The following is a 26,778-nucleotide window of genomic DNA, read 5'->3' as shown; positions in this document are numbered from 1 at the left end:
AACCTTTAAACGCTAGGGCCGCAACCCATTAAGATACCGCGCATATTCGCGCGCAAACGCACCATGGGTTTCGCTGTTGCGCAAGGCAGGCGGGCGGGTCAGGAAGCCATGCAGGGCGGCAATGATGAATTCTGCCACCGAAGACGGTTCGATATCGGTGCGGATGGTTTTATTGAACTGTCCATGGCCCAGATGCAGCGCCAGACCGCGCCGCCAGTATCGGTAAACCCCATCAATCCGCTTGCGCAGATTTTCATCAAGTTCCGCCGCCCCCGACGCCAGCCGTGCCAGCGGACAACCGCCTTCAAGCAGTTTTGGCGCATCCTTGGTACCAAGGCAATCCACCTGCCCCATCATCACCGGCAGGATATCATCCGCCCCGTCAAGCGGCCGCAGCCACACATCATCAATATATTGCGGCAGGCATTCCTCGATCACGGCATGGGCAAGTTTGGCCTTGCCGGGGAAATGATGATAAAGCGCGCCCTTGGTCGTGCCGGTCCGTTCCAGGATCTGATTGATTGATGCCCCGGCAAACCCGGCCATGCGGATTTCATAAAACGCCGCATCAAGGATCAGCTTGCGGGTTGCCTGCGGATTGCGGGGCTGTCGGGTCGTCGCCAGCGCATTTTGCGCATGGTCGGCAATGGCATTTTCAATCGTGCCCTCATCGACCGGATCATCCGGATGGGAAATCCGGGCCAGTGCGGCAGTAATGCTAAAGGGCGGTTTGCTCATGATTTTTATATCTTGTGCCATGTTCGATAAGGCTGCCCAAGGTTCCCCTGTTTTTGCCCCAAGGTCAATATGAGAGCACATCGAACCCAACGTGACCTTGCGCACAGTATCCCCGCGCGATCCCCGCGCGTGCGATGATGCAGCCCCTTGCAATTACATGTAAACCAGTCTCTATTACGGGATTGCGGGCCGGTGATACGGCCCCCATATCCGGCCAGAAATAAAACCGGAAACGTTCAGAACCACGCCCGGAACCACGCCCAACGCCACCCTGGCACGATTATGGTGGCATGCGATGACAGGATCGCATTCGATCGGAAAGCAGATGCATATTCATTCCATCGCCTTTGTCGCCGCCGACACCAAAATTGCCCAGGACGCGATGTACCGGTTAAAGCATCGCTACGGCCATGTCTCACCGGAAACGGCGGATGTGATTGTCGCACTTGGCGGGGATGGCTTCATGCTGGAAACCCTGCATCGCTATATGGGGCGCAAGGTGCCGATCTATGGCATGAACCGGGGCACGGTCGGATTTCTGATGAATGAATTCCGTGAAATGGACCTGCCCGAACGCATTGCAGAGGCCCAGACCGTGCAACTGCACCCGCTTCAGATGGAAGCCCACACCATGCAGGGCGAAAGCATGTGCGCGCTTGCGATCAACGAAGTCTCGCTTCTGCGCGAAACCCGGCAGGCGGCAAAACTTCGCATCAAGATCGACGGGGTCGAACGGCTGGCCGAACTGGTGTGCGATGGCGCACTGGTCTGCACACCGGCCGGAAGTACGGCCTATAACCTGTCGGCCCACGGTCCGATCCTGCCGATGGGAAGCGGCCTTATGGCCCTGACCCCGATCAGCCCGTTTCGCCCGCGTCGCTGGCGCGGCGCGCTTCTGCCGCATGGGGCCGAAGTCGTTTTTGATGTGCAGGATCCGCAAAAACGTCCGGTTTCCGCCGTGGCCGATTATACCGAGGTTCGCGATGTCTCACGCGTGATCATCCGCGAAGACAGCAACATGAAAATCAAATTGCTGTTCGATCCCGAACACAATCTGGAAGAACGCATTCTTAAGGAACAATTCGTCGAATGAGTGCCGCCAACACCACCGCCATGCCGTCTGCCGCAACCCTTGACTGGCTTGCCAAACTGATCAGCCATCCAAGTGTCAGCCTGACCCCGAACCTTGCCCTGATCGAACAGGCGCAAAGCTATCTTGAAGGTCTGGGCTATCTGTGCGCGGTCGTGTTTGACGAAACCAGAAGCAAGGCCAACCTGTATGCCACCATCGGCCCGGCGGTCGATGGTGGCGTGATCCTGTCAGGTCACAGCGACGTGGTCCCGGTCGAAGGCCAGAACTGGGCATCCGACCCGTTCACCACCGATATCCGCGGCGACAAACTTTATGGCCGTGGGGCCTGCGACATGAAGGGTTTCCTGGCCTGTCTGCTGGCCAAGGCAGAAACCTTCAAAAATGCCGATCTGCGCGTGCCGATCCATCTGGCCTTCACCTATGACGAGGAAGTCGGCTGCCTTGGCGTGCCAAGCCTGGTCGAGGCGATCAACGCCCTGCCCCATAAGCCCGCCATGTGCATCGTGGGCGAACCCACCAACATGCAGGTGATTACCCAGCACAAGGGCAAATATTCCGCCCGCGCACATTTCACCGGCCGGTCGGGCCATTCGTCGCTGCCGGGCGAAGGTGTCAATGCGGTTGAATTCGCATCCGAATTCGTGGTGTTCCTGCGCCGCCTTGGCCAAAAATTCCGCAATGAAGGCCCGCATGATGATGAATTCGTGCCCAATCACACGACCTTCCACAGCGGCGTGATCCATGGTGGCACACAGCTCAACATCATTCCGCAGAATTGCTATGTCGATTTCGAATTCCGCAATCTTCCCAATCATGATCGCAACGAACTCAAAGGCCTGATCTTCGATTATCTCGACAACACCCTGATCCCGCAAATGCGCGAAACCTATGACGATGTCGGGGTCGAAATCGAAGTCGTCTCCGACATGCCGGGCCTTGCCACCGGCGATGACGAGGAAGTCACAAAACTGGTCATGGAACTGACCGGGGCGAACACCACCGGCAAGGTCAGCTTCGGCACCGAAGCCGGTGTATTCTCGGCGATGGGCGATATCCCCACCGTCGTCTGCGGCCCCGGCAGCATCGAACAGGCCCACAAACCCGACGAATTCATCGAACTCGACCAGCTCGCGCGCTGCGAAAAGTTCCTGGATAGGCTTTTGTCGGTGTTGGTGCGGAAATAGATTTTTAGCCCAGATTGCTTCAAGGAAGCAGCCTTTGACGGCTGCTTCCTTTTTTAATCAGCTATCGAACTCGATTTTCAACACATCGCGATCGATCATGTCTGACAAGGCATCACGGTTACGGGTCGCCTGTTTTCCAAGCCCCCCAAAGCCACCAAACATAACCTCGAATACAGCCGAACCAATATCTTCAAACGGTGTCGGGTACTGCGGTTCATAGGCAACTTTTAAAGTCCCCCCGGAAGCATCGAGTACTGATTTGGCCACCTCAGCCATGTCATTCTCGAACCGACTTTGGGGTGGATTTTCCGAAATTTGATGATCCAGCTTATGGAAAAGCTCTTTGCGATAGGCTGCCCCATCAAGAGCAGCCCCAGTTTCCACACTGGCATATTCTGCAATCCGGTCTTTAAGCCCCCGATCCGTCAAACGCAGAGAAACCGAATTCAAATCGGCCTTCCCCATGTCATCAAGCATCCGCCCCATTGTATTAAAGCCACGCGCAGAAAAACGCTCCACTGGTGGGGCCGTGAAACGGCTGATACTGACTTCGAACTCACCATCAAGTAAATCAGGCATCGAAACCTCAACGGTCGCCAACACGTCACCTTTGGCGATATCATACTCATACTCAATACCAATATCGCCTCGCATAGCGTCCATTCCGATCAGAAACGGCGACGGTCCGCCAAATAGTCCGAACGGACTTGCTGCAATCGGAAAATCAACGTCTTCCAGCAGAAGATCGACACTTCTCAACTGGCCGCTACGTTCGTCCAAATCATAGTTCGAAACAGTTAATGCCCCAACAGTGCCCTCTGTTCCCTGCAAACTCAGTCGCAGGTTATACAAAGTCACGCTCTGCCCAATGAGGGACGCATCGATTTCACGATAACGGATGTCGCGATCAAGTTGGTTTTCACGAAGGAACCGGGCGATCTCGATTTCTGCCTCATTCGCGATATGACTTTGAAAGGCGAAATATCCCCCCACAAGAACCACAATCGCAACCAACGCTGCAATCAGCCCGACTTTTTTGCGACCTTTCCGGGAAGGCTCGGACATATGATTATTATTCTGTTCCATATCCACACCTATTCCCTTGCGCCTGACCATTGTGGATATTGTGACCGGACATAAGCCGCAACATCTTCTTTATTCATGCAAATCCGGCCATCACATTTCGTCGCCTTATCAACTGATATAACGCTATAAAGCGCGCCATCGATCTTCTGGCCGTCCCCCATGCCGGAAACAAAATACCAATCACCTTCTTCTAGCCCCTCCCCCGTCAGATAGACACGCGATGGCCATTTGGCGCGATAACCGACACTGTCGCGCTCCCCGACCTCCACAAAAGCCCGAACCGGGAATTTCCGCCCGCGTGAAAATGCAGTGGCGGCAATATCATAGGGATTGTCAAAAGACGGATTGCCATCGTGATGCAGGGCCGCAAGCTTGGCCGGAACGACACCATCTCCGGCAAGACTTTCATAAAGCTTTTGCGCTTGCGCATCCTCGCGTTCCTGCTGAACACGGCGCAGCTCTTCTTCATGGCTGCGCTGGGCAGCAAGACGCTGTTCCTCGGCCCGACGCTGCTCTTCTGCGGCCTTCCTCACTTCGGCCATATGCTGTTCACGCGCCGCAACAAACTTCGCCTCATCATGATGGACCAGCAAATAATCCTTTTGCTTTCCGGTATAGATTTTAACATCAATGAATTCGGCTTTAAGCTTGTAAAACCGGTTCCAACGCTCGTCTTCAAGCCCACCATCCTTTAACCGTGCACGATAAGTAACATGGACTTCATTGCGCGTTTCCTGCAGTCGATCAACCGCGCTACGCCCTAAATCATCCGGCAAATAGATTTTTTGGTTAAAACTATCTGGTAGCCCTTCGAAACTAACGGACACCTTCCCTGCAATTACATTGTCATTGAAGTTATCATACCTGCAAGTCAGAGAGTAAGTCTTCGCCCGAGGAGTAAAGCTTCCAATATCCAACATAGAGGTATCAAAGTCGTAGCCCCGGTCGACGCGAAAATCGAGGGTAAACTCAAAGACGTCACCGGCGGCCAATGAACTAACCAAAACCCCCGGCCTGACCTTTTCCCGCCAGTCCCGATAATCAAATTCATTGTTTTTTACCGCGTTATATTCTTTGCAGCCATCTATTGACGCTAACTGATCAATCACACGATCATCATTTAAAGCTTCCGGGTAATATTTCGCTGCAAGCCAAAAGACATTCTCGGCCGTCAAGGAAACCGGCTTAACATCTGGTTGCTTCTTCTCAACAACAACCGGCTTTTCCTGCTTTGCAACAGTCGGCGCTGGCGGCGCTTCCGGTACTTCGGTTATTTCTTTCGCTGCATCGTCTTTCGGCGTCACATCCTCCGCAGTTTTTTGCGCGGGATCACCCACCGCAGCCTCAGGCGCAATAGCCCACCCACTGGCCTTCGCAATTCGGAAGTCGCGAGTCAGAGTCCCGGCGCTGTCGGTTACCTCGATCCTTGCGGTTTCCATCTGCGGGCATTCCGCATCAAATACCTTTGCGATTGTCGGAAAAAGGGTTTCTTCCTTATCGACCAAAGGACTGTCGGCGTTGCGTGCAAGCTTCAAATGCGCATCCGCTTTGCACCAATTATCACCCCCCACACCAAACAGCTCAATGCCAAGCTTCGAGGACCGCGCGATCTGCTTCGTTTCTGCCGCTTCAACGTCAAACGGCAATGACAAAGCCACCGCTGATATCATCAGCGGTGCCAAAATAAAACGCCGATATCCCATCAACCCAGCTCCCAGACACCATCCGGCGACTTGCAGGCAGAATAGTTTTTCTGCTCGCTCTCGCTGCCGTCACTTACTGTCATGGAAACATCGCGACAGGTCGTCTGCACGATAAGGGTTTCGGTCTCAAACTCTGCGTCAAGATCAATGACATCGCTATCGCGTTCTACAACCTTTTCCTCGGCGACCTTCGCTGCTTCGGGATCTTGTGCCGTATCTGCTGCGGCCATCTGCATATCGGGGATCACATTCGGCTCTGCCAGAAGCGTGTGATACACATACCCAATGGCCTTGCCATCACGCCCCACCAGATACCAGTTACCGTTGGCAACACTACCAACCGCATTGATCCGGTCTCCTGCCCGCAATCCTGTCAGGACATCAGAATCCGTCGAAGGCGCGGAACGCACATTGGCCCCCTTGGTGACCACACGCTCTTCACCGACAATCGTCATACCAACCGGGCTTGCCACGACTTTCGGGCGCTGCACTTCCACCTTGGCTGCAACCTGGCGGGTGTTGGTCGGAACAATTTCCGCACTTGCCCCCGTATCGGGGTTGTTCCAGGTAACCACCTCGCCATCATTTCCGGCATCAAGTGTCTGATTGGTTCTTTGCTGCACGGCTTCGGCGTCCGCCGGGTCCAGCATTCCCCCGATCCAATCGCCAATCATATAACCCGCTGTTGCCCCAATCGCTGTCGCAACAAGCTGCCCCGTGCCGTTCCCGAATTGTGCACCAAGTATCGTTCCGCCAACCACCCCAACGATGGAGCCAACGGTCTGGCCGGTAGTTTTGTTACATCCCCCAAGGGCAAGTAAAGACATCAAAACGAGCGCGGTCGTGCCACGTAACACTGCTTTATTCATAAAAGTATGCCCCTGTTAAGCAAATCAAACGACTGTCCCTAATAAAGATTTATCGAACTAAACTTTTAGATGTCAATGCAACTTGAACACACGCAAAAGCAATTAAATTGCTTGAAAAAAACCAAGATCAGTGAAACAGAAATCGCCAATTTGCCTATCCAATACAAAGGAATAGCACCTGAAAGTTGAAACCCATTCGAATGAGTAGGGAAAATTACCCGCTTGACCTTATGACCATATCGGGACAAAACAAAAGGACTGGTGCAATGCACCAGCCCTTCTTACGCACGCGCAACGGCGGGGTCGGGGGACTGCGCAGACAAGGCTGCAACCGTCGCGAGCGCGCCGACAAAGCCGGTCTGTTAATTCAGACCGGCTTTGCTTTTTGGTTTATTCCGCGGGATGTTCGTGGGCCGCCTTCACATCACCGCGTTTCGAACGGCTTTTGGCGAAGGTGCCAACAATCAGCACAAAGAACAGCGGCACGAAGAAGATCGCAAGGATCGTGGCCGCAATCATGCCGCCCATCACCCCGGTCCCCACCGCGATACGCGCCCCCGCACCGGCACCGGTACTGATCGCAAGCGGCAGAACGCCCAGCGTGAAGGCCATCGAGGTCATGATGATCGGACGCAGACGCTGGCGCGCGGCCTCGACCGTTGCCTCAAGCAGGCCCATCCCCTGATCATAAAGTTCGCGCGCGAACTCGACGATCAGAATGGCGTTCTTGGCCGACAGACCAATCGTGGTCAGGATCGCCACCTGGAAGTACACGTCATCGGGAAGCCCGCGCAGCAGCGCTGCAATCACGGCCCCCAAAACGCCCAATGGCACGACCATCATCACCGAAACCGGAATGGCCCAGCTTTCATAAAGTGCGGCAAGGCACAGGAAGACCACGATCATCGACAGGGCATAAAGGGCCGGGCCCTGTTCGCCTGCTTCGCGTTCCTCATAGGAAAGCCCCTGCCATTCAAGGCCGATGCCGCCCGGAAGCTTGGCAACGATTTCCTGCATTGCCGTCATCGCATCACCCGATGCAACGCCCGGTGCCGCCTGCCCCTGAATATTGACAGACGAAAGACCGTTAAAGCGCTCCAACCGCGGCGAGCCATAAGTCCACTGCGTGGTCGAGAAGGCCGAAATCGGCACCATCTCGTCGTGGCTGTTGCGCACATACCAATGATCCATATCTTCGGGCATCATGCGGTATTTCGCATCTGCCTGCATATAGACGCGCTTGACACGGCCCTTCTCGATGAAGTCGTTGACATAGCTTGAGCCCCAGGCAGTTGCCAGCGTGCGGTTGATGTCGGCAATACTGACACCCAGCGCGCTTGCCTTTTCCTGATCGATATTGATGTCGAACTGTGGTGTATCATTCAGGCCGTTCGGACGCACCCCGACCAGACGCGGATCCTGTGCCGCCATGCCAAGCAACTGGTTTCGTGCCGCGATCAGGGCATCGTGCCCCGCACCGCCACGGTCCACCAACTGCATGTCAAAGCCGTTCGCCGTGCCCAGTTCGATAATCGCAGGCGGGGCAAAGGCAAAGACCATGGCTTCGCGGATCTGGGCAAAGGCACCATAGGCCCGCCCGATCACCGCCTCAACCGACTGACCGGGCGATGTCCGTTCCGACCAGTCTTTCAGGTTCACAAAGGCGATACCCGCATTCTGACCACTCCCGGCAAACGAGAAACCAGCCACGGTAAAGATACCGTTCACCACTTCCTTCTCGTCTTCCATGAAGTGCTTTTCGAGCTTCTTGAGAACCTCGACCGTCCGCTCCTGCGAGGCACCGGCCGGCAGCTGAACCATCGAGAACATGATCCCCTGATCCTCTTCCGGCAGGAACGAGCCCGGCAGACGCACGAACAGGAAGGCCAAAGCCCCGACAAGAATGCCATAAACGAACAGGTAACGCCATTTGCGGTTCACAACATGGCCGACACTGCCCTGATAGAAATTGTTGGTTTTATCAAACCCGCGGTTGAACCAGCCAAAGAAACCCTTTTTGGCATGCGGATCGCCCTTGGACGGCTTAAGCATGGTCGCGCAAAGGGCCGGTGTCAGGACAATCGCCACGATCACCGACAGCACCATCGCCGAAACAATGGTGATCGAGAACTGGCGATAAATCGCCCCGGTCGACCCGGCAAAGAACGCCATCGGCACAAACACCGCCGACAGAACCAGCGCAATACCGACAAGTGCACCGGTAATCTGGCTCATGGATTTGCGCGTTGCTTCACGCGGCGGCAAGCCATCTTCATGCATCACGCGTTCGACGTTTTCGACCACAACGATGGCGTCATCGACCAGCAGACCAATCGCCAGCACCATGCCAAACATGGTCAGCGTGTTGATCGAATATCCGAACGCCGCCAGAACGCCAAACGTACCAAGCAGAACCACCGGCACCGCAATCGTCGGGATCAGGGTCGCGCGCCAGTTTTGCAGGAACACGAACATCACGACGAAAACAAGCGCGATGGCTTCAAACAGGGTCCGCACCACTTCCTCGATCGAAACCTTGACGAACGGGGTCGTGTCATACGGATAAACAACTTCCATCCCCTGCGGGAAGAAAGGTTTAAGCTCCTCAAGGCGGGCTTTCACCGCCTCGGCGGTATCAAGCGCATTGGCCCCGGTCGCAAGGTTGATACCGATACCGGTAGCGGCCTGTGCATTATACCGCGCAACGACCTCGTAGCTTTCGCCACCGATCTCGATGCGCGCCACATCGCCCAGACGGACCTGCGAACCATCCGTATTCACACGCAGCAGAATATTGGCGAATTCGTCAACGGTCGTAAGCTTGCTTTGCGCCGTAATCGTCGCGTTGATCTGCTGGCCCGGTACTGATGGCGCACCGCCGATCTGACCGGCCGTGACTTCCGTGTTCTGCGCTTCGATTGCCGAACTGACATCGGAAACCGTCAGGTTATAGGAAATCAGCTTGTTCGGATCGAGCCAGATGCGCATCGCATGCTGCGCACCAAACACCTGAACCGAACCGACACCGTTCACACGTGCAATCGGGTCTTCGATGGTCGATACCACAAAGTCCGAAAGGTCTTCGGCATTCATCGAACCATCGGCCGACACAAAGCCCGCCACCATCAGGAACGAACCGCTTGATTTCGAAACCGTGATGCCCTGCTGCTGAACTTCGCTTGGCAGGCGCGACATGGCGGCCTGCAACTTGTTCTGCACCTGCACCTGCGCGATATCGGGATCGGCTTCGGGTTCAAAGGTCAGGGTGATGGATGCACTCCCCGTCGCACTACTGTTCGACGACATATAGCGCAGGTAATCCAGCCCGTTCATTTCCTGTTCGATGACCTGCGTCACCGTGTTTTCAACGGTTTCCGCCGAAGCACCCGGATAGGTCGCCTCGATCTGCACCGATGGCGGCGCAATCGACGGATATTGCTCGATCGGCAGCTGCAAAATGGACAGCCCCCCCGCCAGCATGATCACCAGGGCCACAACCCAGGCGAAGACGGGGCGATCAATAAAAAACTTTGCCATTAGAAATCGTCCTTAATCGTCAGCTTACTGGGCTGAACCTTGGGCGGCACCCTGGCCAGCATTCGCATTCTCGACAGGCTGCGCCGTTACCGGCGCCCCCGGTGCGATACGCTGAATGCCATCGACGATCAGCTGTTCGCCATCCGAAACACCGTCTGTCACGACCCAGTTCTCGCCTTGCGACTGTTCGATCTGGATATCCTTGGAAACGACCTTGCCGTCACCGATGGTGTAAACATATGCCGTGCCATCCGGGCGGCGCATCACGGCTTTCTGCGGCACAAGGAAGGCCCCATCAAGCTTGCCCTGACGCACCTGTCCACGCACGAACATGCCCGGCAGCAACACACCATCCGGGTTCGGGAAAACCGCGCGCAGACGGATCGTTCCGGTGGTTTCATTCACCGATACGTCGGAAAACTGCAACGTCCCGGTATGGGGATATTCAACACCGGTCGCATCAATGATCAGGGCAACTTCGATCTTGCCGTTTTCAACACCCTGAATGCGGCCGTTCTGGATCGCCTGCTTGATCTTCATTAACCGGCCACCGGCCTGCGTCACATCGACATAGATCGGGTCAAGCTGGGTGATCGTGGTCAGTGCTTCGGTCTGGTTGGCGGTCACAAGCGCACCTTCGGTCACATCAGACGAACTGATCTGGCCGGAAATCGGGGCGGTTACGGTGGTATATTCCACATTGATCCGCGCCTGATCGACCTGCGCACGCGCGGCGGCAACCGCGGCTTTTGCCTGGGCTTCTGCCGAAATCGCATCGTCAAAGGTCTGCTCGGAAACCGCCTGGGTTTTCACAAGACTTTCGTATCGTTTGCGGGTTTTGGTCGTCTGATCAAGGGTCGCGCGCTGCTTGGCAAGTTCCGCCTGTGCCGCGTCAAGTTCCGCCATGTAAACGGCCTGATCAATCATATAAAGCTGCTGACCGGCTTCAACAAACGCGCCTTCGGTAAAGTTGCGTTCCTTGATGATACCATCGACCTGCGGGCGCACGGCAGCCTTGCGGAAGGCAACGGTACGACCCGGCATTTCCTCGATCAGACCGACGGTCTGCGCTTCAAGTGTCACGGTACCAACCGGCGTTGCCTGCGGTTGCTGCTGTGCGCTGGCATCCGACTGTTGCGCTTCTTTCTGCTCGTCACAGGCCGCAACCATCAATGCAAGCACAGCAACGCCTGCAAGTTTCAAACAAGATCGCATCGACAAAATGATTTTCCTTCTCACAGTCCTGTAAGCAGCGCTGCCGTGCCGGGGAATATCAGGCAGCTTTGCCATTGAATTATTAAATACTGTACGGTACAGTACACATTGTGCACTGCACGATCAAGAGCCAAAAACAACGTCGACAGAAAAGATCGAAAAACCATGAGCGAAACGTCAGAAACCCAAGGAAAACAATCCAGTCGCGGCTTCGCACGGCGACGCGCGATGATGGATGCTGCATGGCAGCTTCTGCTGGAGAAAGGCTTTTCTGGCGTTACGCTAAATGACGTAATTTCTCGATCCGGTGGCTCCCGTACAACTCTCTACGAGGCATTTGGCGGAAAGGATGGGTTGCTGACTGCCGTTATGACAGAACGGTGCATGGCGTTTTCCGCGGAATTGCATATTTCGCTGGAATCCAATCTCCCCCCTCGTGACGCTTTGACCGACTTCGCCTTTAAACTATCGACCAAGATACTAACCGAGGAAGCCGTTCGCTTCACGCAGATTCTGTTCTCCGAGGGACAGCATTTCATACCAATGGTTGAGAAGTTCCTTGAAGTCGGCCCCGAAAGCACGCGCAAACACCTTGCAAACTACCTGAAACGCCAGAACGACCTTGGTAATCTTATCATCGACGATCCCGATCATTATGCCGAAATTTTCGATGCGATGATTGTCGGCGACTGGCAGAATCAGGTGATGAAAATGATCTCTCCTCCGAAACTCAGTGAGGAAGAGATCACAAAAAGGGTCAAACGCGCCGTCGAGGTCTTCCTGTGCGGGGTCACCGTCGAAAGCAAGCGTGACAAAATCGGCTGCGCCACCGACTGACCGGCAACGCCCCCATGCTTTCCAGATGACAGCCAGGACAAGATGTGATCCATGTCATACTTGTGTCCTTCTGCTGTGCTTCGCCTGTCCTCACCACAATCCCTGCCCCATCTTCACCAAATTTGCGCTAAATAATGGAACCGTTCGAACCATTACCCATAGGGGCCTTGATCATGCCTGTACGCCGTATTGTCATCGGCATTGGTGTTTCTCTGATTTCCATTTGCGCCGCCGGTGCAAATGCCTTTGCGCTTGAAACGCAAAAGGCGCGCGAAATCATGGATGGAATCCTGATGCAAAACGGCATTTCCGCAACCGAAACATCCGCGGAAAACAGCAACGGTGCGGTCACCTTCACCTATGACGGTGTGCGCCTTGATCTCAGCGGCTACAGCACCGCGCGTGAACTGGCCCTTGAAGATGTCCGGGTAACGCTAAGCGATACCGATATCGCCAATCAGGTCGATATCGACATTGCCCTGCCCGAACGCGGAAAGATGCTGGCCGATGCCACCAGTGACCAGCGCGAACTGACCATGCGCAAGGCGCTCGGCAGCCTGCGCTGGAACTATATAAACGGCACGGCGGTCAATTTCACCGGCGGCGCCGATTTCCTGATTGGTGATGAACCGATCACGCGCAAACACTGGCTGATGAACGGACTTGTCATTCGATGGCTGCCTGACGAAGCCCGGATTTCCTGGCAGGCCGCCGAATGGACCGGCCCGAACCGCGAAAAACGCGGCGCGGTCAAATCGACAAGCTTCCTGCTCTATCCCGGCGAAAATGGCGAAACCCATCTGGACTACGCCCATGATGGCCTTTGGCTGCCAAGCCTGCTGCAACCGCGCACCGTGCGCATCAAAAGCAGCAGCACCGGCCTGCCATGGCTCGAAGCCAAACCAGTCATTGAAAAGGGCTTCAATGATATGCTGACCGGTCTTGCGCCGCGCGCCGCCCGCCGCCAGATCGCCAACGAGCTTTGGCAAAAGGCCGCCGATAACGGTGCCCCGGTCAAGATTGATGAAATATATGTCGAAGGCCGCGGCCTCGAAGCACTGGGCAAGGGTGAATTCATCGCCCAGCAGGCCGCGCGCTACGGCTTTGCAGGCCAGCTTGACCTTGACCTGATCGGACGCGAACGCCTTCAGGACCTGATCGGCACCCCGCAAAGCCCGACCCTGCTGGGCGCGCTGGTGCCCTTTGCCGTCGATGGCCTTGCCGCCGGTGAACCCGGCCAACAAGGCATGACGAATTACGATGTCGAACTGTTGCGCGATGGCCGGATTGTCGTGAATGGCGTAACGGTATTCAGCGCCGCAAGTGGCAGCTGATAGAAACGGAAAACCTGATGCCGACGACCTGCAACCGGATCGTGATCTACACGAAAAAGATCGACGAAATGGTCCATTTCTACTGCGATCTTTTCGTCTATAAGGCCATCCGCCTCGAAGGTGACCGCATCGTCGAACTCAGACCTGCCCTTGATGGGCTGATCCTGATGCTCCATCCCGCGGGCAAGGGCCAGAAAGAAGGCCAGTCGCTCATCAAACTGGTCTTTGACGTCAAGAATGTCGACGCCTTCCGCAAGCAACTGGTGGCCCGTGGCGTTGATGTCGGCCCGATCCATCAGGCGGATGGCTATCAATTCGCCAATATGAAAGACCCGTCCGGAAATCCGGTTTCGATTTCCAGCCGGGCCTTTGCAATCCGTTCCTGACCGGGCTTAGATACCCTGTCCGCCGGAAACCTCGATCCGCTGGGCATTGACCCATCGATTGTCTTCCGACAGCAGGCTTGCGATCATCGGACCGATATCATCAGGCACGCCGACCCGACCAAGTGCCGTCATTTCGGCAAATACCTTGTTCAGATCCGGGGTATCGCGCACCGCACCGCCAAGGAAGTCGGTTTCAATCGCGCCCGGTGCGACCGTATTGACCGCAATGCCGCGTGCCCCAAATTCCTTGGCCATATAAAGGCTCAGCACCTCGACCGCGCCCTTGACCGCCGAATAGGCGGAAAATCCGGGGAATGCCCCCTTTGTCAGGCCCGAAGACAGATTCACGATCCGCCCGCCATCAGCAATCAGCGGCAACAGAGCCTGCGTTAAGAAGAAAACCCCTTTGAAATGCACATCAACCAGCTTGTCGAACTGTGCCTCGGAGGTTTCGGCAATCGATGCCATGTCGCCATGACCGGCATTATTGACAAGATGGTCAAACGTGTCCCGGCCCCAGATGTCGCGCAATCCGGTGCGCAGGTTTTCGGCAAAACCGGCAAAGCTGGAAATGTCAGCAACATCAAGCTTCAAGGCCAATGCCTTCCGCCCCATTGCCTTAATCTCCGAAACCACCGCATCGGCATCGTCAGATCGGCTGTGATAGGTCACGATCACATCTCCGCCGTGCCGCGCAATGGCAAGGGCGGTATTGCGGCCAAGGCCACGGCTGGAACCGGTTACAATTGAAATCTTGGTCATCGGACAACTCCTTGGTTTGGTGATGTTGGTTCACGCTGTTTGGTGTTGTCCGTTATACTGCCGCCCTATCCCGTCCGTCGTTGCCGGAACCTCGGCATACTTAGCCTAATCCTCCAAACCATATTTACGACGACATCAATCGGGATTAGGATCATGGCATGACAAACGCGCTTCTCACCTCGGTCCGGTCATGGCTTGATACCCGCGCCATCGACAGTGGACTGGCCCAGACACCCATTCCCGGCCTGACGACCATCCGGTCCGTCACGCCAAGCGGGCTGGATTATGCGATCTCGCGCCCGCTGGTTTGCCTGATCCTTCAGGGCAGCAAACAGGTTGCCCTTGGCAATCGGACCTTCACCCTGCGCCCGGGTGATACCCTTCTGATCACGGCAGATGTCCCGACCGTAAGCCAGATCACCGATGCCAGTCCCGATGCGCCCTATATGTCGCTGGTGCTTGATCTTGATCCATCGGTGATTGCCGACCTGTCATTGCAGATGGGCACCCCGCCGCAAAGCGATGATGCCGCCGTCATTGTCGCCCCCACCGATGCCGAGGTCGCCGATACCGCCCTTCGCCTGATGCGCTTGCTGGATCGTCCCGATGCCGTTCCCATGCTGCATCAATCGCTAATCCGCGAATTGCATTACTGGCTTCTGACCAGCCCGCATGGTGCCGCCATCCGCCAGCTTGGCTGGCCCGACAGCCATACCCAGCGCGTGGCACGCGCGGTCGCCATTCTGCGCGAAGAATTCAGCAACCCCCTGCCGGTGGACCGGCTTGCCGCCACGGCCGGCATGAGCCCGTCCTCGTTTTACCAGCATTTCAAAACCGTCACCTCGCTGTCCCCGCGGCAGTTTCAAAAACAGCTCCGCCTGATCGAAGCCCGCCGCCTGATCATGGCCGAAGGCATGACCGCAAGCCGGGCGGCCTATGATGTCGGCTATGAAAGCGTGTCACAGTTCACCCGCGAATATCGTCGCATGTTCGGCATGCCGCCCGCCACCGACCGCGATAGCGCAAAGGAACAAATCCCGGCAACAAAGGCCGCCGAATAACAACATTCCCTTTTCCTGATAATTGTACACCCGATCATGTGACATCCTGTTGACGGGCCGTGCCGAACTTCGCATGATCCGGTGGCACGGTCGGCCTGCCACATGCCGACCCAATAAATCAGGGAGCCTCATTCAATGAAACTTTTCAAATCCGGTGCGCTTTCAGGCCTTCTGATCGCGGGTACAATGATTGCCGCCATGAACAGCGCATCCGCCGAACCGATCAAGGTCGGCATCGCCAATTTCGGCGAACATCCGCAGCTTAACGCGTCCATCGTGGGCTTCAAGGAAGCCATGGCCGCCAACGGCTTTGCCGAGGGCACGGATGTTGTCTATTCCGAAAGCCACACCAATTTTGATGCGTCTCTGGTGCCCCAGATGATCGCGAAATTGCAGGCCGAAAATCCCAAACTGATCTATACCATCACCACCCCGGTCTCCCAGATCGCCAAAAAGGCACTGGCGGGTTCGGGCATTCCAATCGTGTTTTCCGCCGTGACCGATCCGGTGGCCGCCAAACTGGTCCCGTCATGGGATAAGGGCGACGACGGCATGACCGGCGCGTCCGATCTTCAGGACATCGCAGCCGTTCTTGAATTCACCCACAAATTCCTGCCCGATGCCAAACGCCTTGCCCTGCCCTATAACCCGGGCGAAGCCAATGACGTTGCCCTGCTTGAAAAGGTTCAGGAACTCGCCCCCGCCGCAGGCTTTACCGTTGTTCCGGTCGGCATTGATAACGTCAATGACATTCAGCAGCGCATCACCGCCGTCGCGGGCAAGGCTGATGTCATCTATACCCCGGCCTCAAACCTGATCCAGCCGGCAATTGCTGCGGTATCCGCCGCTGCGCGTCAGATCGGCATTCCGATTGTCAATTCCGATAGCTCGGCGGTTGCCAATGGCACCGTGCCTGCCAGCTTCTCGGTCGATTACGAACAGGTCGGCCTGAATGCCGGTAAAATTGCGGCTGAAATCCTCAATGGCAAGGACCCGGCGACCATTCCGCCATCCGCACCATCCTATGAAAACCACGCCCCGATGATTTCGAAAAAGGCCTCCGCCGCCTTTGGCATCGAAATCCCGGCCGAATTCAACGATTGCGGCTGCATCGTCGAATAAATTCCGGCCTCGTCTTTTTGTTGGCGCCCCGCATTCCGGCATCACCGGGGGGCGCCAATTTTGCTTTACGGAGGATACGGATGCTTGAAATCCGGTCTGCACGAAAAACCTTCTACAAAGGCCAGCCCGACGAAAAGATCGCGCTGGACGACCTGTCGCTTACTCTCCAGACCGGCGAATTCGGTGTTGTCATCGGCTCCAACGGGGCGGGCAAAAGCACGATGCTAAATGCCGTTTCCGGCGCAATGCCCCTTGATCGCGGTCAGATCCTGATCAATGGCGATGATGTCACCAATATGCCCGTGCATAAACGCGCCATGCGCATTGCGCGCGTGTTTCAGGACCCGATGCTCGGCACTGCCGCCAGCATGACGGTGGCCGAAAACATGCTTCTGGCCGAATTGCGCAGCAAAAGCCGCACCTTCGCCCGTGGGCTTAATGCCAAACGTCTGTCGGATTACAAGGAACGCCTGTCGATCCTGGGTCTTGGGCTTGAAAACCGGCTTGATACCCGCGTTGAACTGCTCTCCGGCGGGCAACGTCAATCGCTATCCCTCATCATGGCGGTCGGCGGATCGCCCGATCTGCTGCTGCTTGATGAACATACCGCCGCCCTTGATCCGCGCACCGCCGACCTTGTCATGGGGGCAACCGTGCGCGCGGTTGATGCGCTTAAACTCACCACCCTGATGGTCACCCATAACATGCAGCACGCGGTCGATTACGGCCATCGCGTCATCATGCTGGATGCCGGAAAGGTCAAACTGGAAATCGGCGGCGAAGAAAAGGCCGGTGTCACGGTGGCAAAGCTGATCGATCATTTCTCGGTCAAATCCGATGCCATGTTGCTGGGGGCCTGATTGATGATGGAATTCCTTTCTTCGACCTTCACAAGCTATATGGCGCTCGTGCCGGTCACGCTGGCACAAAGCCTGATCCTGGCTTTCGTCGTCATGGGCATCATGATCCCGTTCCGCACCCTGCATTTTCCCGACCTCACCAGCGAAGGCGCCTATCCGCTGGGCGGCTGTGTTGCCGGGGTTCTGATTGCCGCCGGGGTCAATCCGGCACTCGCCATCATCGCGGCCCTTCTGTGCGGTTTTGCTGCCGGGTGCTGTACGGCACTCATCCATCTGCGGTTTCGCATTCACACGCTTCTGGCCGGGATCCTGATGATGACGATGCTTTACAGCATCAATCTGCGCATCATGGGCAAATCGAACCTGTCGATCTTTGGCACCGGTTCGGTGTTTGACTGGGCGCCCTTTGTCACCCCCGGTTTCCCGGCGGCCAAGATCATCATTGCCGGGATCATCGGGGCGGCGGTGTTTGTGGCGCTTAACTGGTTTTTCAAAACCGAAAAGGGCACAGCCATGCGCGCGGTCGGTGCCAACCCGGCCATGGCAGAGGCCCAGGGCATTTCCGTCTGGGTTTCGACCATCGGCGGTGTTGGCCTTGCCAGCGCCTTTTCGGCCACCAGCGGCGCGCTTATGGTCCAGTCACAGGGCTTTGCCGATGTGAATATGGGCCTTGGCATCCTGATCAACGGTCTGGCCGCCCTCATGATCGGCGAGGCCATCGTTGGCAAACAAAGCGTCTTTCGCCAGCTCCTCGCCCCGTTTGTCGGCGCGATCATCTATTATCAACTGGTGTCGCTTTGCCTGGCCGCCGGGATGCCTCCGCCCGACCTGAAACTGGCAACCGGGCTTTTCGTGCTGGCCATGCTGGCCCTGCCCAGCCTCAAACGCGGGCGCGGCGGCACACCCGCCCGCGAAAAGTTCCGCGAATGAAAAACAACGGGCGGGGTCAATTGGCCCCGCCCTTTCCATGTCGTCAGAAATCAACCACGCTGTAAAAACAGCACGATATCCTTCACTTCCGCTTTCTCCCCCTCCGGCCCGGTAACGTTGCGCGTCGCGTACCCGGCCTTGTGCAAAATCCACTCATCGGGTCCAAGATCAAGCCCGTCCAGCTCTTCCTGAAGGGTCGGGAATTGGTGTTCGCCATTCCCCTTCCGCCACGGCGGGGCCGATGCGTGCGCGATACACAGGAAATATCCGCCCGGCACCAGCTTTGCCATTGCACGCCGAAGAATATCGGCCCGCGCAAGCGCGACCGGTGACTGAAAATAGGACGCGGTCACCAAATCATATTCCCCATCCGGCATCTCGCGTTCCAGATCGCAGGCAACAAACAGAACCCGGCCAGAGAAATCACTCCCCACCAAGCGCTTCTGCGCCCGCTCAATCGCGGTTTGCGAAATATCCGCCCCCGTCACATCCCAGCCCCGCCCGGCCAGCCAAAGCGCATCATCCCCATGCGAACAGCCGATATCCAACACCCGCCCCGGCGTCAGGTCGGCGACATACCGCACCAGCAATTCCCCCGGATTGCCGGAATAATCGGTCTTTTTTGTCCGGTAATGATCTTCCCAGAATTCAACCGGGTTTTCCGCCCTTTCGGTCGCGTTCTGCATCGGAAATGCTCCTTCATCACAAACCACATCGAATCACGTAACTTATGATGTATCGTAAAAGCAGTCCCCGTCAAGCACACATCGAAAACAAAACAGCCCGGCGGAATATTGGCCGCCGGGCTGCTGCGAATGTGCGGGCTGCACCGCAGCCTAGCTCAGATGTTTATTAAACCACGCAATCGTGCGATCCCATGCAAGCTTCGCCTGTTCCTCGTCATAGCGAGGCGTTGAATCATTATGGAACCCGTGATTGGCACCGGGATAGATATAGGCCTCATAAACCTTGTTATGTTCCTTCAATGCCGCCTCATATGCGGGCCAGCCTTCATTGATCCGCGTGTCAAGCTCGCCAAAATGCAACAGCAACGGCGCCTGAATGCGCGGCACATCGGCCACGTCCGCCTGACGGCCATAGAACGGCACCGCCGCCCCCAGTTCGGGATAAGCCACCGCCGCCGCATTCGAAACACCCCCGCCATAACAAAAACCGGTAATACCGATCTTGCCGGTGGTCGCCTCATGCGCGGTCAGGAATTCGATGGCGGCAAAGAAATCATTCATCAATTTGGTCGGGTCGACCTGTCGCTGCAATTCCCGGCCCTTGTCATCATTGCCGGGATATCCGCCAACCGATGTCAAACCATCCGGGGCAAGGGCAATAAAGCCCGCCTTGGCCACCCGGCGTGCGACATCCTCGATATAGGGATTAAGCCCGCGATTTTCGTGCACCACCACCACACCGGGCAGCTTGCCGGTCGCGTTCGCCGGTTTGACGAAATAGCCGCGCACCTCGCCATGGCCGTTGGGCGACGGATACATAAGATATTCCGCTACAATATCGGGGTCGGTAAACTCGACCTGTGTCGCAAGCGCATAATCCGGGCTAAGCGACGCCAGAACCGACATCGCCGTCACCCCGCCGACGGTATATTTCGCGGCCCGGTCAAGGAATTCGCGCCGCGAAATGATCCCGTGCGCATAAAAATCATAAAGCTCAAGCAATTGCGGCGAGAAATCTTTGGCCGTCAAACGGTTCATCACAGGCTCCCTTCGGTATTAACCGGGGCGGAAATCATGAGTTTGGTGGCAGGAATGCGAAAAGTTTTCGGCAATCCGCATCGGCAGGCAAATCACAAATCCGCTATCGGTGAACCAGTTCACCTCCTCCCTCCTCCCGGCGCGAAAATGCGCAAACCAAAAACGGCCGCCCCGATGGGACGACCGTCTTTTGCAAACCGGCGGATGCTTCAAAGAACCTTGGCCTACCAGCTATATTTCAACGTCGCCAGAACCGTGCGACCCTCGCCATAGAAACGGCTGCCAAACGTGTTGGACGATACATATTCCCGGTCAAGCAGGTTGGTCGCATTGACCGCAAGGCTGACATTGTCAGTCACCATATAATTCACCATGGCATCCACCACCGTATGCGATCCCAGCAGATCGGCATTGGCATCGTTGTTATAGCGTGACCCGACAAATCGCAGGCCCCCACCAATCGTCAGATCACCAAACACCCCATGTTCGGGAATGGTATAATCAAGCCACGCCGACGCGGTATGTTCAGGAACGTTTGACGGACGGTTACCGACATTGGCCGTCACCACATCGTCTTTGATTTCGGCATCAAGATAGGTATAGGCCAGCGTCAGGTTGGTCCGCGCGTCAAGCGACATCTTGCTTTCAAGCTCAAGCCCCCGCGAATTGATCTCGCCAATCTGCTGATAGGTCGATGTGGTGGAATTCCACTGCGAAACGTTTTCCTGCGTCAGATCAAACAGGGCCGCAGTAAACATCGCATCAATCGCAATCGGCTGATATTTGACACCAACCTCGTATTGCGTGCCTTCCTGTGGCGCGGTCCCGTCCGGGCGGGATGCCGCACTGCCATAAACCGGCTGGAAGGATTCCGAATAGTTCCCGTAAACCGAAACCTCATCCGTCGCCTTATAGGTCAGGCCAACGCGCGATGTGAATTTGTGGTCATCACGTTCGTCAAGCGTACCGCTGCTGATCGTGTCCGTATCGCTTTGGACATAATCGAAACGCCCCCCCACGGTGGCGATCCAGTCATCGGCAATCGTAAGCTGTTCCTGCGCATAAAGACCATAGGCCGCCTGCGTGATTTCCGTGTCCGAACTGCTGGTAAAGTTGATGCATGAAAGCCCGCAATAAGCCGGGTTATAGGGATCAATCGGCGATGCCGTCCCGTCAAAACGTTTTTCCCGGTTCTGATCCCGGTTGAAGTCAAAACCCACCAGCGTCTTGCTATCGAACGTTTCATTCAGTGCGGTATCGTATTGCACCTGGTTGTCGACGGCGAAACGGTCAAGCTCGCCGTAAATCGCAAAAGCCCAACGATTGCCAAGCGGCGTGGTGTCGTTCAGATAAACCGTCTCGTAATCCAGATCGACATGGGTATATCGCGCATTCTGGCGGAATTGCAGCTTGTCGGTAATCTGGTGCGAGAACTCGTAACCGATATTGGTTTCTTCGGTATCGAAAGTGTTGAAATCCGGTTCACCGAAAAACGCATTGCGGCTGGTTTCGATCCCGGTCGGGAAGCCATAACCCAGATTGCTTTCGCGGTTGCTGTAACTGGTCAGGATCGTCAATTCCGTTCCCGCCTTCGGCTTATAGGTAAAGGCCGGTGCCACATAAATGCGGTCATCCTGCGAATAATCCTGTTCGCGTTCCGCATCCTGCCAAAGCCCGGTCAGGCGATAGGTCCAGTTGCTGCCTTCCGCAACCGGCCCGGTCACATCGCCGCCACCCCTTACGTGATCTTCGCCAAAGGTCGTGAAAACCTCTCCCCCCGCTTCATCCTGCGGGCGCTTGGTAATCAAATTCACCAGGCCCCCCGGCCCGTTCATGCCAAACAGGCTTGATGTCGATCCTTTCAGGACATCAACCTGCTGAAGGCCATAGGGTTCCTGGCGGGCGGTTGTGAAGTTATAGGTCCGCGACGACAATCCATCGCGATAGGTCGAAAGCGACGAATAAAATCCCCGGATACGGATATAGTCATACCGCACATCCGATCCGTATTCGCCCGCCTGCACGCCTGCACTATAGGCCACCGCCTGCTGCACATCCTGCACATTGCGCGTTTCCAGTTCCTTCTGCGTCACGACAGAAACGGCGGCGGAATCATCCAAAATCGGCGTATCGGTTTTCGATGCGGTGCGCGACCGGCTGGCAACAACGCTATCGCGTGTCGGACCCATCGGGCCATAGGCCCCCTGTGCATTGCCCTCGACCCGGATCGGGTCAAGAACCTCGCCTTCGGCGGCGGCACCGGTTACGATCTGTTCGACCACCACCGTGCCGTCATCGGAAATATTGTAACTCAGGCCACTTCCGGCAAACAGCCGGTCCAGCGCCTGCTGCGATGTCATGCTGCCGCTGACCGCAGGCGCATCAATCCCGCGCACAAGCGCCCCATCCACCGTAATCTGAAGCCCCGACTGCTGCCCGAACAGGGCCAGCGCACTGGTCATCGACTGCGCCGGGATATCAAACGCATGTGACGCGCCAAGGACCCCCGCCCCGCTTTGCGCCACCTGTTGCTGTGCCATCGCCGGTGCCGCAATCAATACCGGCACCAATGCGCTTGTCACCAAAAGCGCGCCTGCGAAAACCGTCTGTCTGCTGCGGCTCCGCATGCCCGCCTTACCCCCTGTGGTCATTCCGTCATCTCCGTTCTGCGTCACATCCACGATCGCAAATGAGAATAAAAACGCTTCTCATTTGCGCTTAAAACACAAAACGCGCCTCAGGGGATTTTTTTCAAAAAAACTTCGGGAAATTTTTCAGATTTTTGTCAAACGGGCTGTTTCAGGCCGTTCTCAGGATGCCGACACCAGCAAAATCCACGGTGTCACCTGCCGCACCACGGCATTTTGCGCCCGCGCAATCCCGCGAAGGGCTGCCAGCGGATCGGCAAGGTTATAAACCCCCGTCACCGTCCGGGTCGCCAGCGCATCATCGGTGATGATGATCCGGCCCGGATAATAACGCCGCAACCCGTCAATCACGGTGCCCAACGGCTGATCCTGCGCAATCAGCTGGTTCTGTCGCCAGCTCGCGATCTGCCCGGCCGGAAGGCTGCCACGCGCCACCGCCCCCTGCCATGTCACACTGGCACTTTGTCCGGCTTCAAGCATTTCATGAACCGGCGGGTTAATCGCATCAAATCCGACCCGCACCAATCCATGTTCGACCGCAACCAGCGTACCGGCATCATTGCGCCGCACGTCAAACCCGGTGCCCAGCACCGTGACATCGACATCCTCCGACGATACCCGGAATGGCCGTTTTGGATCGGGCGTCACGTCAAAAAACGCTTCACCGCCCAAAAGCGCGATATGGCGCTCCCCCGCCTCAAACCGCACCCGGATCGCACTTTCCGGTGCCATCGTCACCGTGCTGGCATCGGCAAGGGTGATGGTCCGCATTTCGGCGGTGTCGGTCACATAATCGGCCTGCCAGCCGGTCACGGCACGGCTAACGATCCCCGGCCCGACCACGGCGGCAAAAAGCGATGCGGCAATTGCAAGCCCGCCACCAAGCAGCATCTTCCGCCGTCCGAACGTCGGGCGGACAATATTGTCTTTACGCGATGATGATGAAACAGATGATCCGTCACCGCCCGCCCGCATCTCATGCACAAACGGCTGCCATCGGTCGGCATGTTCGGGCACACCTGCCGCCATCACATCGGCTGCCAGGCGGGTTGCGTTCCATGCCTGCATATGGGCCGGGTCGGCATCACACCATGCCGCGAATGCGCGCAGAATATCCTGATCGTCCGGCTCTTCCTGCAACAGGATCAGCCAGTCGGTCGCCTCCCGTGAGGCCTGCGGCGGGATCGCATCTGTGTTCGCTGCCATTCTCGTCTCTATCCCCGGTCGGTCTCGCAAATTGCGGGTGCGGACCGGCCTGCCCCGAAAAAAACCAAAGCCAAAATCCCTGCAACTACTAAACGCATTTGCGGAACTTTTTTCTATAAATATTGTGAAACCGGCTCATGCCTGATCCAGCCGCTGCTTGCAATGCTCGATCCCGTCCGCCACCAGCTTGTGCGCCAGCGGCACGGAAATATCGAGGAAGGCGGCAATTTCCTTAAGCTTCGCGCCGCCAAACCGATGCATCTCGCATGCAATGCGGGTGCGTTCGGGCAATTCATCCATCGCCGCCATCACGATCGCATATTCATCCTTGTAAAGGGCGACGGTTTCCGGGTCCGGGGCGACATCGGGTGATGTCCGGGCGGCTTCGTCATAATCCCCCGCCGATGTCAGGCAGCTTTCACGCACCAGCCTGCGTTTGCTATCGAGCGCCAGGTTGCGCACGATCCGGTAAAGATACCCCGTCGCATCCTCGATCAGCCGCCCGTCCGATGCCGCGTCAAACCGCAACCACGCTTCCTGCACCAGATCCTCGGCCTGCACGCGATTGCCCGTGATGCTGCTGGCATAATTCACCAGCGCCGGACGGTGCGACATGAAAAGGACAAGGGCATTGGGGTTCGCGGACAAAGCCGTATCTTCCTTCTGGACCGGCACAAACAATGGCGTATCGGAAACCGGAAACGTCACTAGCAGATATTAAGACTGATTATCAATATCTTTCGCAATCTTCCCCGCCACATTCGAAAACGTTCCTTTACCAAATGGCGCTATACTCCGCGCAAGCAAGAAAGGGGGAAACCGCCATGAAAACCAGAATCCGCAAAAGCAGCCTCGTCATCCTGATCACCGGGGCCGCCGCCGCCACCTTCCTGATCGTCAGCAACCAGCTGGCCCATCGCGGCGAGGAACAGGGCGATATCGCGCGCGGCAAATCGATTGCCGAACAAACCTGCCTGCGCTGCCATATGGAATTTGCCGGTGATCCCTATCCCGACCCGGCCATCACCACCGCCCCGCCGCTGGCAAGCTTCGGCCAGCGCTGGCCGATTGAAAACCTCGAAGAGGCGCTCGCCGAAGGTATCACCGTTTCCCACGACCAACTGACCATGCCGGAATTCACCTTCACGCCTGAAACCATCGCCGATCTACTGGCCTATATGGATGACCTTTCCAATCAGGCGAACGAGACGATGGCAAACTAAACCCGAACACACCCGATACCCCCACAGTTGACCGGGACAGCATGCGCCAAACTATTGCGATCCACTCGCAAACGTGTAACCATCTGAAATAATAGCAAAACAAAATTCAGGTTGGATAACCAGGCCATGCTATTGGACGTGCCACAATCCGGTGCGCAAGGTTTTGCGCACCCGCCTTTTGAAATTTTCGATCTGTCATCGCCGTCACCCGAATATCGGGATGGCGCGAACGATCCGTGCGACGACTGGGTTTTCCAAACCGCACAAATGCTGCTGACACAACCGTGTGACGCGGCAATTACCGGCATTCTCGAAAGGACCGGGCTTGCCGCCAATGCCGACCGGGCATGGATGTTCGAATATGACGCAACGCTTTTGCGCTTTCGCAACACCCATGAATGGAGCCGCGAAACCGTCACCTCGCACGTTACCGATCTGCAGGACACCCCTGTCACCATGATCGCTTGGCTGCAACAGTACCTTGCGGCCAATCAGGCGGTCATGATCAACGATGTAACCACCCTTCCGCGTCCCGCCCGCGATCTTCAGGCCGAAATGCTGCGCCAGAACGACAAAAGCGTTCTCTGCATCCCGGTCTTTTACGAAGGCCGCCTTCGCGCCTGTATCGGTTTTGATGCCACGCGCGGGCATATGCACTGGAATATTGGCGTCACATCGGCTCTGTCACGCTGTACCGCCCTGATTGCACTTGCACGTTATGGCAACAGCATCCCCGTCCAGCAAAACAGACAACCGGTTGCCCGCCTGTCAGCCGATCCGCTGATCTATATCCGCACCTTCGGGCGGGTCCGGGGCGTAACATCGGCTGAAATCGTCTGTTTGCGTTCGGCACGGGATTATACCACCCTGTTTCTGTCAGATGGATCCTCCATGACGGACCTGCGTCCGCTTTCGGTCTGGGCCGGAATGCTGCCGCCGGGCACTTTTCACCGCATCCACCGCACCACCATTGTCAATCTGCATCATGTCGCGGAACTAAACCGCCATGCCGGCACCAACGGAGATCGCTGGGAAGTCAGCCTGCGCATTCTTGATGAAACCCAAAGCGTCTCACGCCCCTACCGCCGCGAACTGCGCAGCAAACTCGGCGTCTAAATCGCAATCCGGATTTTTCGCCACGCCCCCACCGCCAAATACCTTATTTGATTGATTTTGATATGCAGTTTTGTCGATTCGTCGACACTGCATGTTCGTTGGTCCATTTACAGTTGCGTATCTTTTTCCCGCTGCCTAAAGCCA

Annotated in this window: 23 protein-coding genes; 11 read left to right on the top strand and 12 right to left on the bottom strand. The window is 56.6% G+C overall.

Features of this window, described 5'->3' with window-relative positions:
* Nucleotides 1-12: 12 nt before the first annotated feature.
* Complete coding sequence (locus SMB34_RS17515) at nucleotides 13-738, bottom strand: TetR/AcrR family transcriptional regulator (protein WP_110252816.1); 726 nt, start codon at nucleotides 736-738, stop codon at nucleotides 13-15.
* A gap of 325 nt (nucleotides 739-1,063) precedes the next feature.
* Here SMB34_RS17515 and SMB34_RS17510 point away from each other — a divergent pair, with 325 nt between their 5' ends.
* Both SMB34_RS17510 and argE read left to right on the top strand, forming a co-directional pair.
* Nucleotides 1,064-1,831 (top strand): NAD kinase, encoded by a 768-nt coding sequence (locus SMB34_RS17510; protein ID WP_037992041.1) that lies wholly within the window; start codon nucleotides 1,064-1,066, stop codon nucleotides 1,829-1,831.
* Complete coding sequence (argE, locus tag SMB34_RS17505) at nucleotides 1,828-3,015, top strand: acetylornithine deacetylase (protein ID WP_037991944.1); 1,188 nt, start codon at nucleotides 1,828-1,830, stop codon at nucleotides 3,013-3,015. The genes SMB34_RS17510 and argE overlap by 4 nt, the downstream gene beginning before the upstream one ends.
* 57 nt (nucleotides 3,016-3,072) lie before the next feature.
* Here the strand turns inward: argE and SMB34_RS17500 are convergent, their stop codons facing one another.
* The 5 genes from SMB34_RS17500 to SMB34_RS17480 all read right to left on the bottom strand — a co-directional run bounded on the left by SMB34_RS17500 (nucleotide 3,073) and on the right by SMB34_RS17480 (nucleotide 11,425).
* On the bottom strand, nucleotides 3,073-4,107 hold the full coding sequence (locus tag SMB34_RS17500) for a hypothetical protein (RefSeq protein ID WP_156962704.1): 1,035 nt from the start codon (nucleotides 4,105-4,107) through the stop codon (nucleotides 3,073-3,075).
* A 2-nt stretch (nucleotides 4,108-4,109) separates the two neighbouring features.
* Complete coding sequence (locus tag SMB34_RS17495; RefSeq protein WP_007090714.1) at nucleotides 4,110-5,804, bottom strand: hypothetical protein; 1,695 nt, start codon at nucleotides 5,802-5,804, stop codon at nucleotides 4,110-4,112.
* Complete coding sequence (locus tag SMB34_RS17490) at nucleotides 5,804-6,673, bottom strand: SH3 domain-containing protein (RefSeq protein ID WP_007090713.1); 870 nt, start codon at nucleotides 6,671-6,673, stop codon at nucleotides 5,804-5,806. The genes SMB34_RS17495 and SMB34_RS17490 overlap by 1 nt, the downstream gene beginning before the upstream one ends.
* Before the next feature lie 390 nt (nucleotides 6,674-7,063).
* Nucleotides 7,064-10,210 (bottom strand): efflux RND transporter permease subunit, encoded by a 3,147-nt coding sequence (locus SMB34_RS17485; protein ID WP_037991939.1) that lies wholly within the window; start codon nucleotides 10,208-10,210, stop codon nucleotides 7,064-7,066.
* Nucleotides 10,211-10,234: 24 nt separating this feature from the next.
* Nucleotides 10,235-11,425, bottom strand: coding sequence for an efflux RND transporter periplasmic adaptor subunit (locus tag SMB34_RS17480; RefSeq protein WP_007090711.1), 1,191 nt, complete (start codon nucleotides 11,423-11,425; stop codon nucleotides 10,235-10,237).
* Nucleotides 11,426-11,653: 228 nt separating this feature from the next.
* Between SMB34_RS17480 and SMB34_RS17475 the strand changes: the two genes are divergently transcribed.
* The 3 genes from SMB34_RS17475 to SMB34_RS17465 all read left to right on the top strand — a co-directional run bounded on the left by SMB34_RS17475 (nucleotide 11,654) and on the right by SMB34_RS17465 (nucleotide 13,982).
* Nucleotides 11,654-12,262: a TetR/AcrR family transcriptional regulator gene (locus SMB34_RS17475; RefSeq protein ID WP_276202149.1), complete on the top strand. Its 609-nt coding sequence runs from the start codon at nucleotides 11,654-11,656 to the stop codon at nucleotides 12,260-12,262.
* Between the two features lie 173 nt (nucleotides 12,263-12,435).
* A complete protein-coding gene (locus SMB34_RS17470; protein ID WP_037992039.1) occupies nucleotides 12,436-13,596 on the top strand; it encodes a hypothetical protein in 1,161 nt (386 codons plus the stop codon).
* 17 nt (nucleotides 13,597-13,613) lie between these two features.
* The gene (locus SMB34_RS17465; RefSeq protein WP_037991936.1) at nucleotides 13,614-13,982 is read left to right on the top strand and encodes a VOC family protein; all 369 of its coding nucleotides are present in this window, start codon (nucleotides 13,614-13,616) and stop codon (nucleotides 13,980-13,982) included.
* 6 nt (nucleotides 13,983-13,988) lie between these two features.
* Here the strand turns inward: SMB34_RS17465 and SMB34_RS17460 are convergent, their stop codons facing one another.
* The gene (locus tag SMB34_RS17460) at nucleotides 13,989-14,744 is read right to left on the bottom strand and encodes an SDR family oxidoreductase (protein WP_037991934.1); all 756 of its coding nucleotides are present in this window, start codon (nucleotides 14,742-14,744) and stop codon (nucleotides 13,989-13,991) included.
* A 158-nt stretch (nucleotides 14,745-14,902) separates the two neighbouring features.
* Here SMB34_RS17460 and SMB34_RS17455 point away from each other — a divergent pair, with 158 nt between their 5' ends.
* The 4 genes from SMB34_RS17455 to SMB34_RS17440 all read left to right on the top strand — a co-directional run bounded on the left by SMB34_RS17455 (nucleotide 14,903) and on the right by SMB34_RS17440 (nucleotide 18,717).
* Complete coding sequence (locus SMB34_RS17455; RefSeq protein ID WP_037991933.1) at nucleotides 14,903-15,805, top strand: AraC family transcriptional regulator; 903 nt, start codon at nucleotides 14,903-14,905, stop codon at nucleotides 15,803-15,805.
* A gap of 135 nt (nucleotides 15,806-15,940) precedes the next feature.
* Nucleotides 15,941-16,927, top strand: a complete 987-nt coding sequence (locus tag SMB34_RS17450) for an ABC transporter substrate-binding protein (protein ID WP_037991931.1) — start codon at nucleotides 15,941-15,943, stop codon at nucleotides 16,925-16,927.
* 80 nt (nucleotides 16,928-17,007) lie between these two features.
* A complete protein-coding gene (locus SMB34_RS17445) occupies nucleotides 17,008-17,787 on the top strand; it encodes an ABC transporter ATP-binding protein (RefSeq protein ID WP_037991928.1) in 780 nt (259 codons plus the stop codon).
* 3 nt (nucleotides 17,788-17,790) lie between these two features.
* Nucleotides 17,791-18,717, top strand: coding sequence for an ABC transporter permease (locus SMB34_RS17440; protein ID WP_205618064.1), 927 nt, complete (start codon nucleotides 17,791-17,793; stop codon nucleotides 18,715-18,717).
* A gap of 50 nt (nucleotides 18,718-18,767) precedes the next feature.
* Here SMB34_RS17440 and SMB34_RS17435 read toward each other — a convergent pair whose 3' ends face one another.
* The 5 genes from SMB34_RS17435 to SMB34_RS17415 all read right to left on the bottom strand — a co-directional run bounded on the left by SMB34_RS17435 (nucleotide 18,768) and on the right by SMB34_RS17415 (nucleotide 24,943).
* The gene (locus SMB34_RS17435) at nucleotides 18,768-19,403 is read right to left on the bottom strand and encodes a class I SAM-dependent methyltransferase (RefSeq protein ID WP_037991924.1); all 636 of its coding nucleotides are present in this window, start codon (nucleotides 19,401-19,403) and stop codon (nucleotides 18,768-18,770) included.
* A 150-nt stretch (nucleotides 19,404-19,553) separates the two neighbouring features.
* The gene (yghX, locus tag SMB34_RS17430; protein WP_037991922.1) at nucleotides 19,554-20,441 is read right to left on the bottom strand and encodes a YghX family hydrolase; all 888 of its coding nucleotides are present in this window, start codon (nucleotides 20,439-20,441) and stop codon (nucleotides 19,554-19,556) included.
* 224 nt (nucleotides 20,442-20,665) lie between these two features.
* Nucleotides 20,666-23,092, bottom strand: a complete 2,427-nt coding sequence (locus SMB34_RS17425) for a TonB-dependent siderophore receptor (protein ID WP_037991920.1) — start codon at nucleotides 23,090-23,092, stop codon at nucleotides 20,666-20,668.
* Nucleotides 23,093-23,251: 159 nt separating this feature from the next.
* Nucleotides 23,252-24,295, bottom strand: coding sequence for a FecR family protein (locus SMB34_RS17420; RefSeq protein ID WP_051682392.1), 1,044 nt, complete (start codon nucleotides 24,293-24,295; stop codon nucleotides 23,252-23,254).
* Between the two features lie 135 nt (nucleotides 24,296-24,430).
* Nucleotides 24,431-24,943, bottom strand: a complete 513-nt coding sequence (locus SMB34_RS17415; protein WP_037992036.1) for a sigma-70 family RNA polymerase sigma factor — start codon at nucleotides 24,941-24,943, stop codon at nucleotides 24,431-24,433.
* A gap of 176 nt (nucleotides 24,944-25,119) precedes the next feature.
* Here SMB34_RS17415 and SMB34_RS17410 point away from each other — a divergent pair, with 176 nt between their 5' ends.
* Complete coding sequence (locus tag SMB34_RS17410; protein WP_037992035.1) at nucleotides 25,120-25,518, top strand: c-type cytochrome; 399 nt, start codon at nucleotides 25,120-25,122, stop codon at nucleotides 25,516-25,518.
* A gap of 126 nt (nucleotides 25,519-25,644) precedes the next feature.
* Nucleotides 25,645-26,634, top strand: coding sequence for a GAF domain-containing DNA-binding protein (locus SMB34_RS17405; protein ID WP_156962703.1), 990 nt, complete (start codon nucleotides 25,645-25,647; stop codon nucleotides 26,632-26,634).
* Nucleotides 26,635-26,778 lie beyond the last annotated feature (144 nt).

The organism is Thalassospira permensis NBRC 106175, from assembly GCF_000714555.1.
In the GTDB taxonomy this organism is placed as follows: domain Bacteria; phylum Pseudomonadota; class Alphaproteobacteria; order Rhodospirillales; family Thalassospiraceae; genus Thalassospira; species Thalassospira xiamenensis.
The sequence above is the reverse complement of the archived record's forward strand: the minus strand, read 5'-3'. Positions and strand labels throughout refer to the sequence as shown.

What these genes read in the sequence shown, in the direction of transcription:
- SMB34_RS17470 (WP_037992039.1), top strand. Translation starts at nt 12,436, where the DNA reads ATGCCTGTACGCCGTATTGTCATCGGCATTGGTGTTTCTCTGATTTCC.
- SMB34_RS17510 (WP_037992041.1), top strand. Translation starts at nt 1,064, where the DNA reads ATGCATATTCATTCCATCGCCTTTGTCGCCGCCGACACCAAAATTGCC.
- SMB34_RS17450 (WP_037991931.1), top strand. Translation starts at nt 15,941, where the DNA reads ATGAAACTTTTCAAATCCGGTGCGCTTTCAGGCCTTCTGATCGCGGGT.
- SMB34_RS17485 (WP_037991939.1), bottom strand. Translation starts at nt 10,210, where the DNA reads ATGGCAAAGTTTTTTATTGATCGCCCCGTCTTCGCCTGGGTTGTGGCC.
- SMB34_RS17425 (WP_037991920.1), bottom strand. Translation starts at nt 23,092, where the DNA reads ATGACCACAGGGGGTAAGGCGGGCATGCGGAGCCGCAGCAGACAGACG.
- SMB34_RS17460 (WP_037991934.1), bottom strand. Translation starts at nt 14,744, where the DNA reads ATGACCAAGATTTCAATTGTAACCGGTTCCAGCCGTGGCCTTGGCCGC.
- SMB34_RS17480 (WP_007090711.1), bottom strand. Translation starts at nt 11,425, where the DNA reads ATGCGATCTTGTTTGAAACTTGCAGGCGTTGCTGTGCTTGCATTGATG.
- SMB34_RS17465 (WP_037991936.1), top strand. Translation starts at nt 13,614, where the DNA reads ATGCCGACGACCTGCAACCGGATCGTGATCTACACGAAAAAGATCGAC.
- SMB34_RS17435 (WP_037991924.1), bottom strand. Translation starts at nt 19,403, where the DNA reads ATGCAGAACGCGACCGAAAGGGCGGAAAACCCGGTTGAATTCTGGGAA.
- SMB34_RS17445 (WP_037991928.1), top strand. Translation starts at nt 17,008, where the DNA reads ATGCTTGAAATCCGGTCTGCACGAAAAACCTTCTACAAAGGCCAGCCC.
- SMB34_RS17495 (WP_007090714.1), bottom strand. Translation starts at nt 5,804, where the DNA reads ATGGGATATCGGCGTTTTATTTTGGCACCGCTGATGATATCAGCGGTG.
- SMB34_RS17410 (WP_037992035.1), top strand. Translation starts at nt 25,120, where the DNA reads ATGAAAACCAGAATCCGCAAAAGCAGCCTCGTCATCCTGATCACCGGG.
- yghX (WP_037991922.1), bottom strand. Translation starts at nt 20,441, where the DNA reads ATGAACCGTTTGACGGCCAAAGATTTCTCGCCGCAATTGCTTGAGCTT.
- SMB34_RS17440 (WP_205618064.1), top strand. Translation starts at nt 17,791, where the DNA reads ATGATGGAATTCCTTTCTTCGACCTTCACAAGCTATATGGCGCTCGTG.
- SMB34_RS17475 (WP_276202149.1), top strand. Translation starts at nt 11,654, where the DNA reads ATGATGGATGCTGCATGGCAGCTTCTGCTGGAGAAAGGCTTTTCTGGC.
- SMB34_RS17455 (WP_037991933.1), top strand. Translation starts at nt 14,903, where the DNA reads ATGACAAACGCGCTTCTCACCTCGGTCCGGTCATGGCTTGATACCCGC.
- SMB34_RS17490 (WP_007090713.1), bottom strand. Translation starts at nt 6,673, where the DNA reads ATGAATAAAGCAGTGTTACGTGGCACGACCGCGCTCGTTTTGATGTCT.
- SMB34_RS17405 (WP_156962703.1), top strand. Translation starts at nt 25,645, where the DNA reads ATGCTATTGGACGTGCCACAATCCGGTGCGCAAGGTTTTGCGCACCCG.
- SMB34_RS17420 (WP_051682392.1), bottom strand. Translation starts at nt 24,295, where the DNA reads ATGGCAGCGAACACAGATGCGATCCCGCCGCAGGCCTCACGGGAGGCG.
- argE (WP_037991944.1), top strand. Translation starts at nt 1,828, where the DNA reads ATGAGTGCCGCCAACACCACCGCCATGCCGTCTGCCGCAACCCTTGAC.
- SMB34_RS17515 (WP_110252816.1), bottom strand. Translation starts at nt 738, where the DNA reads ATGAGCAAACCGCCCTTTAGCATTACTGCCGCACTGGCCCGGATTTCC.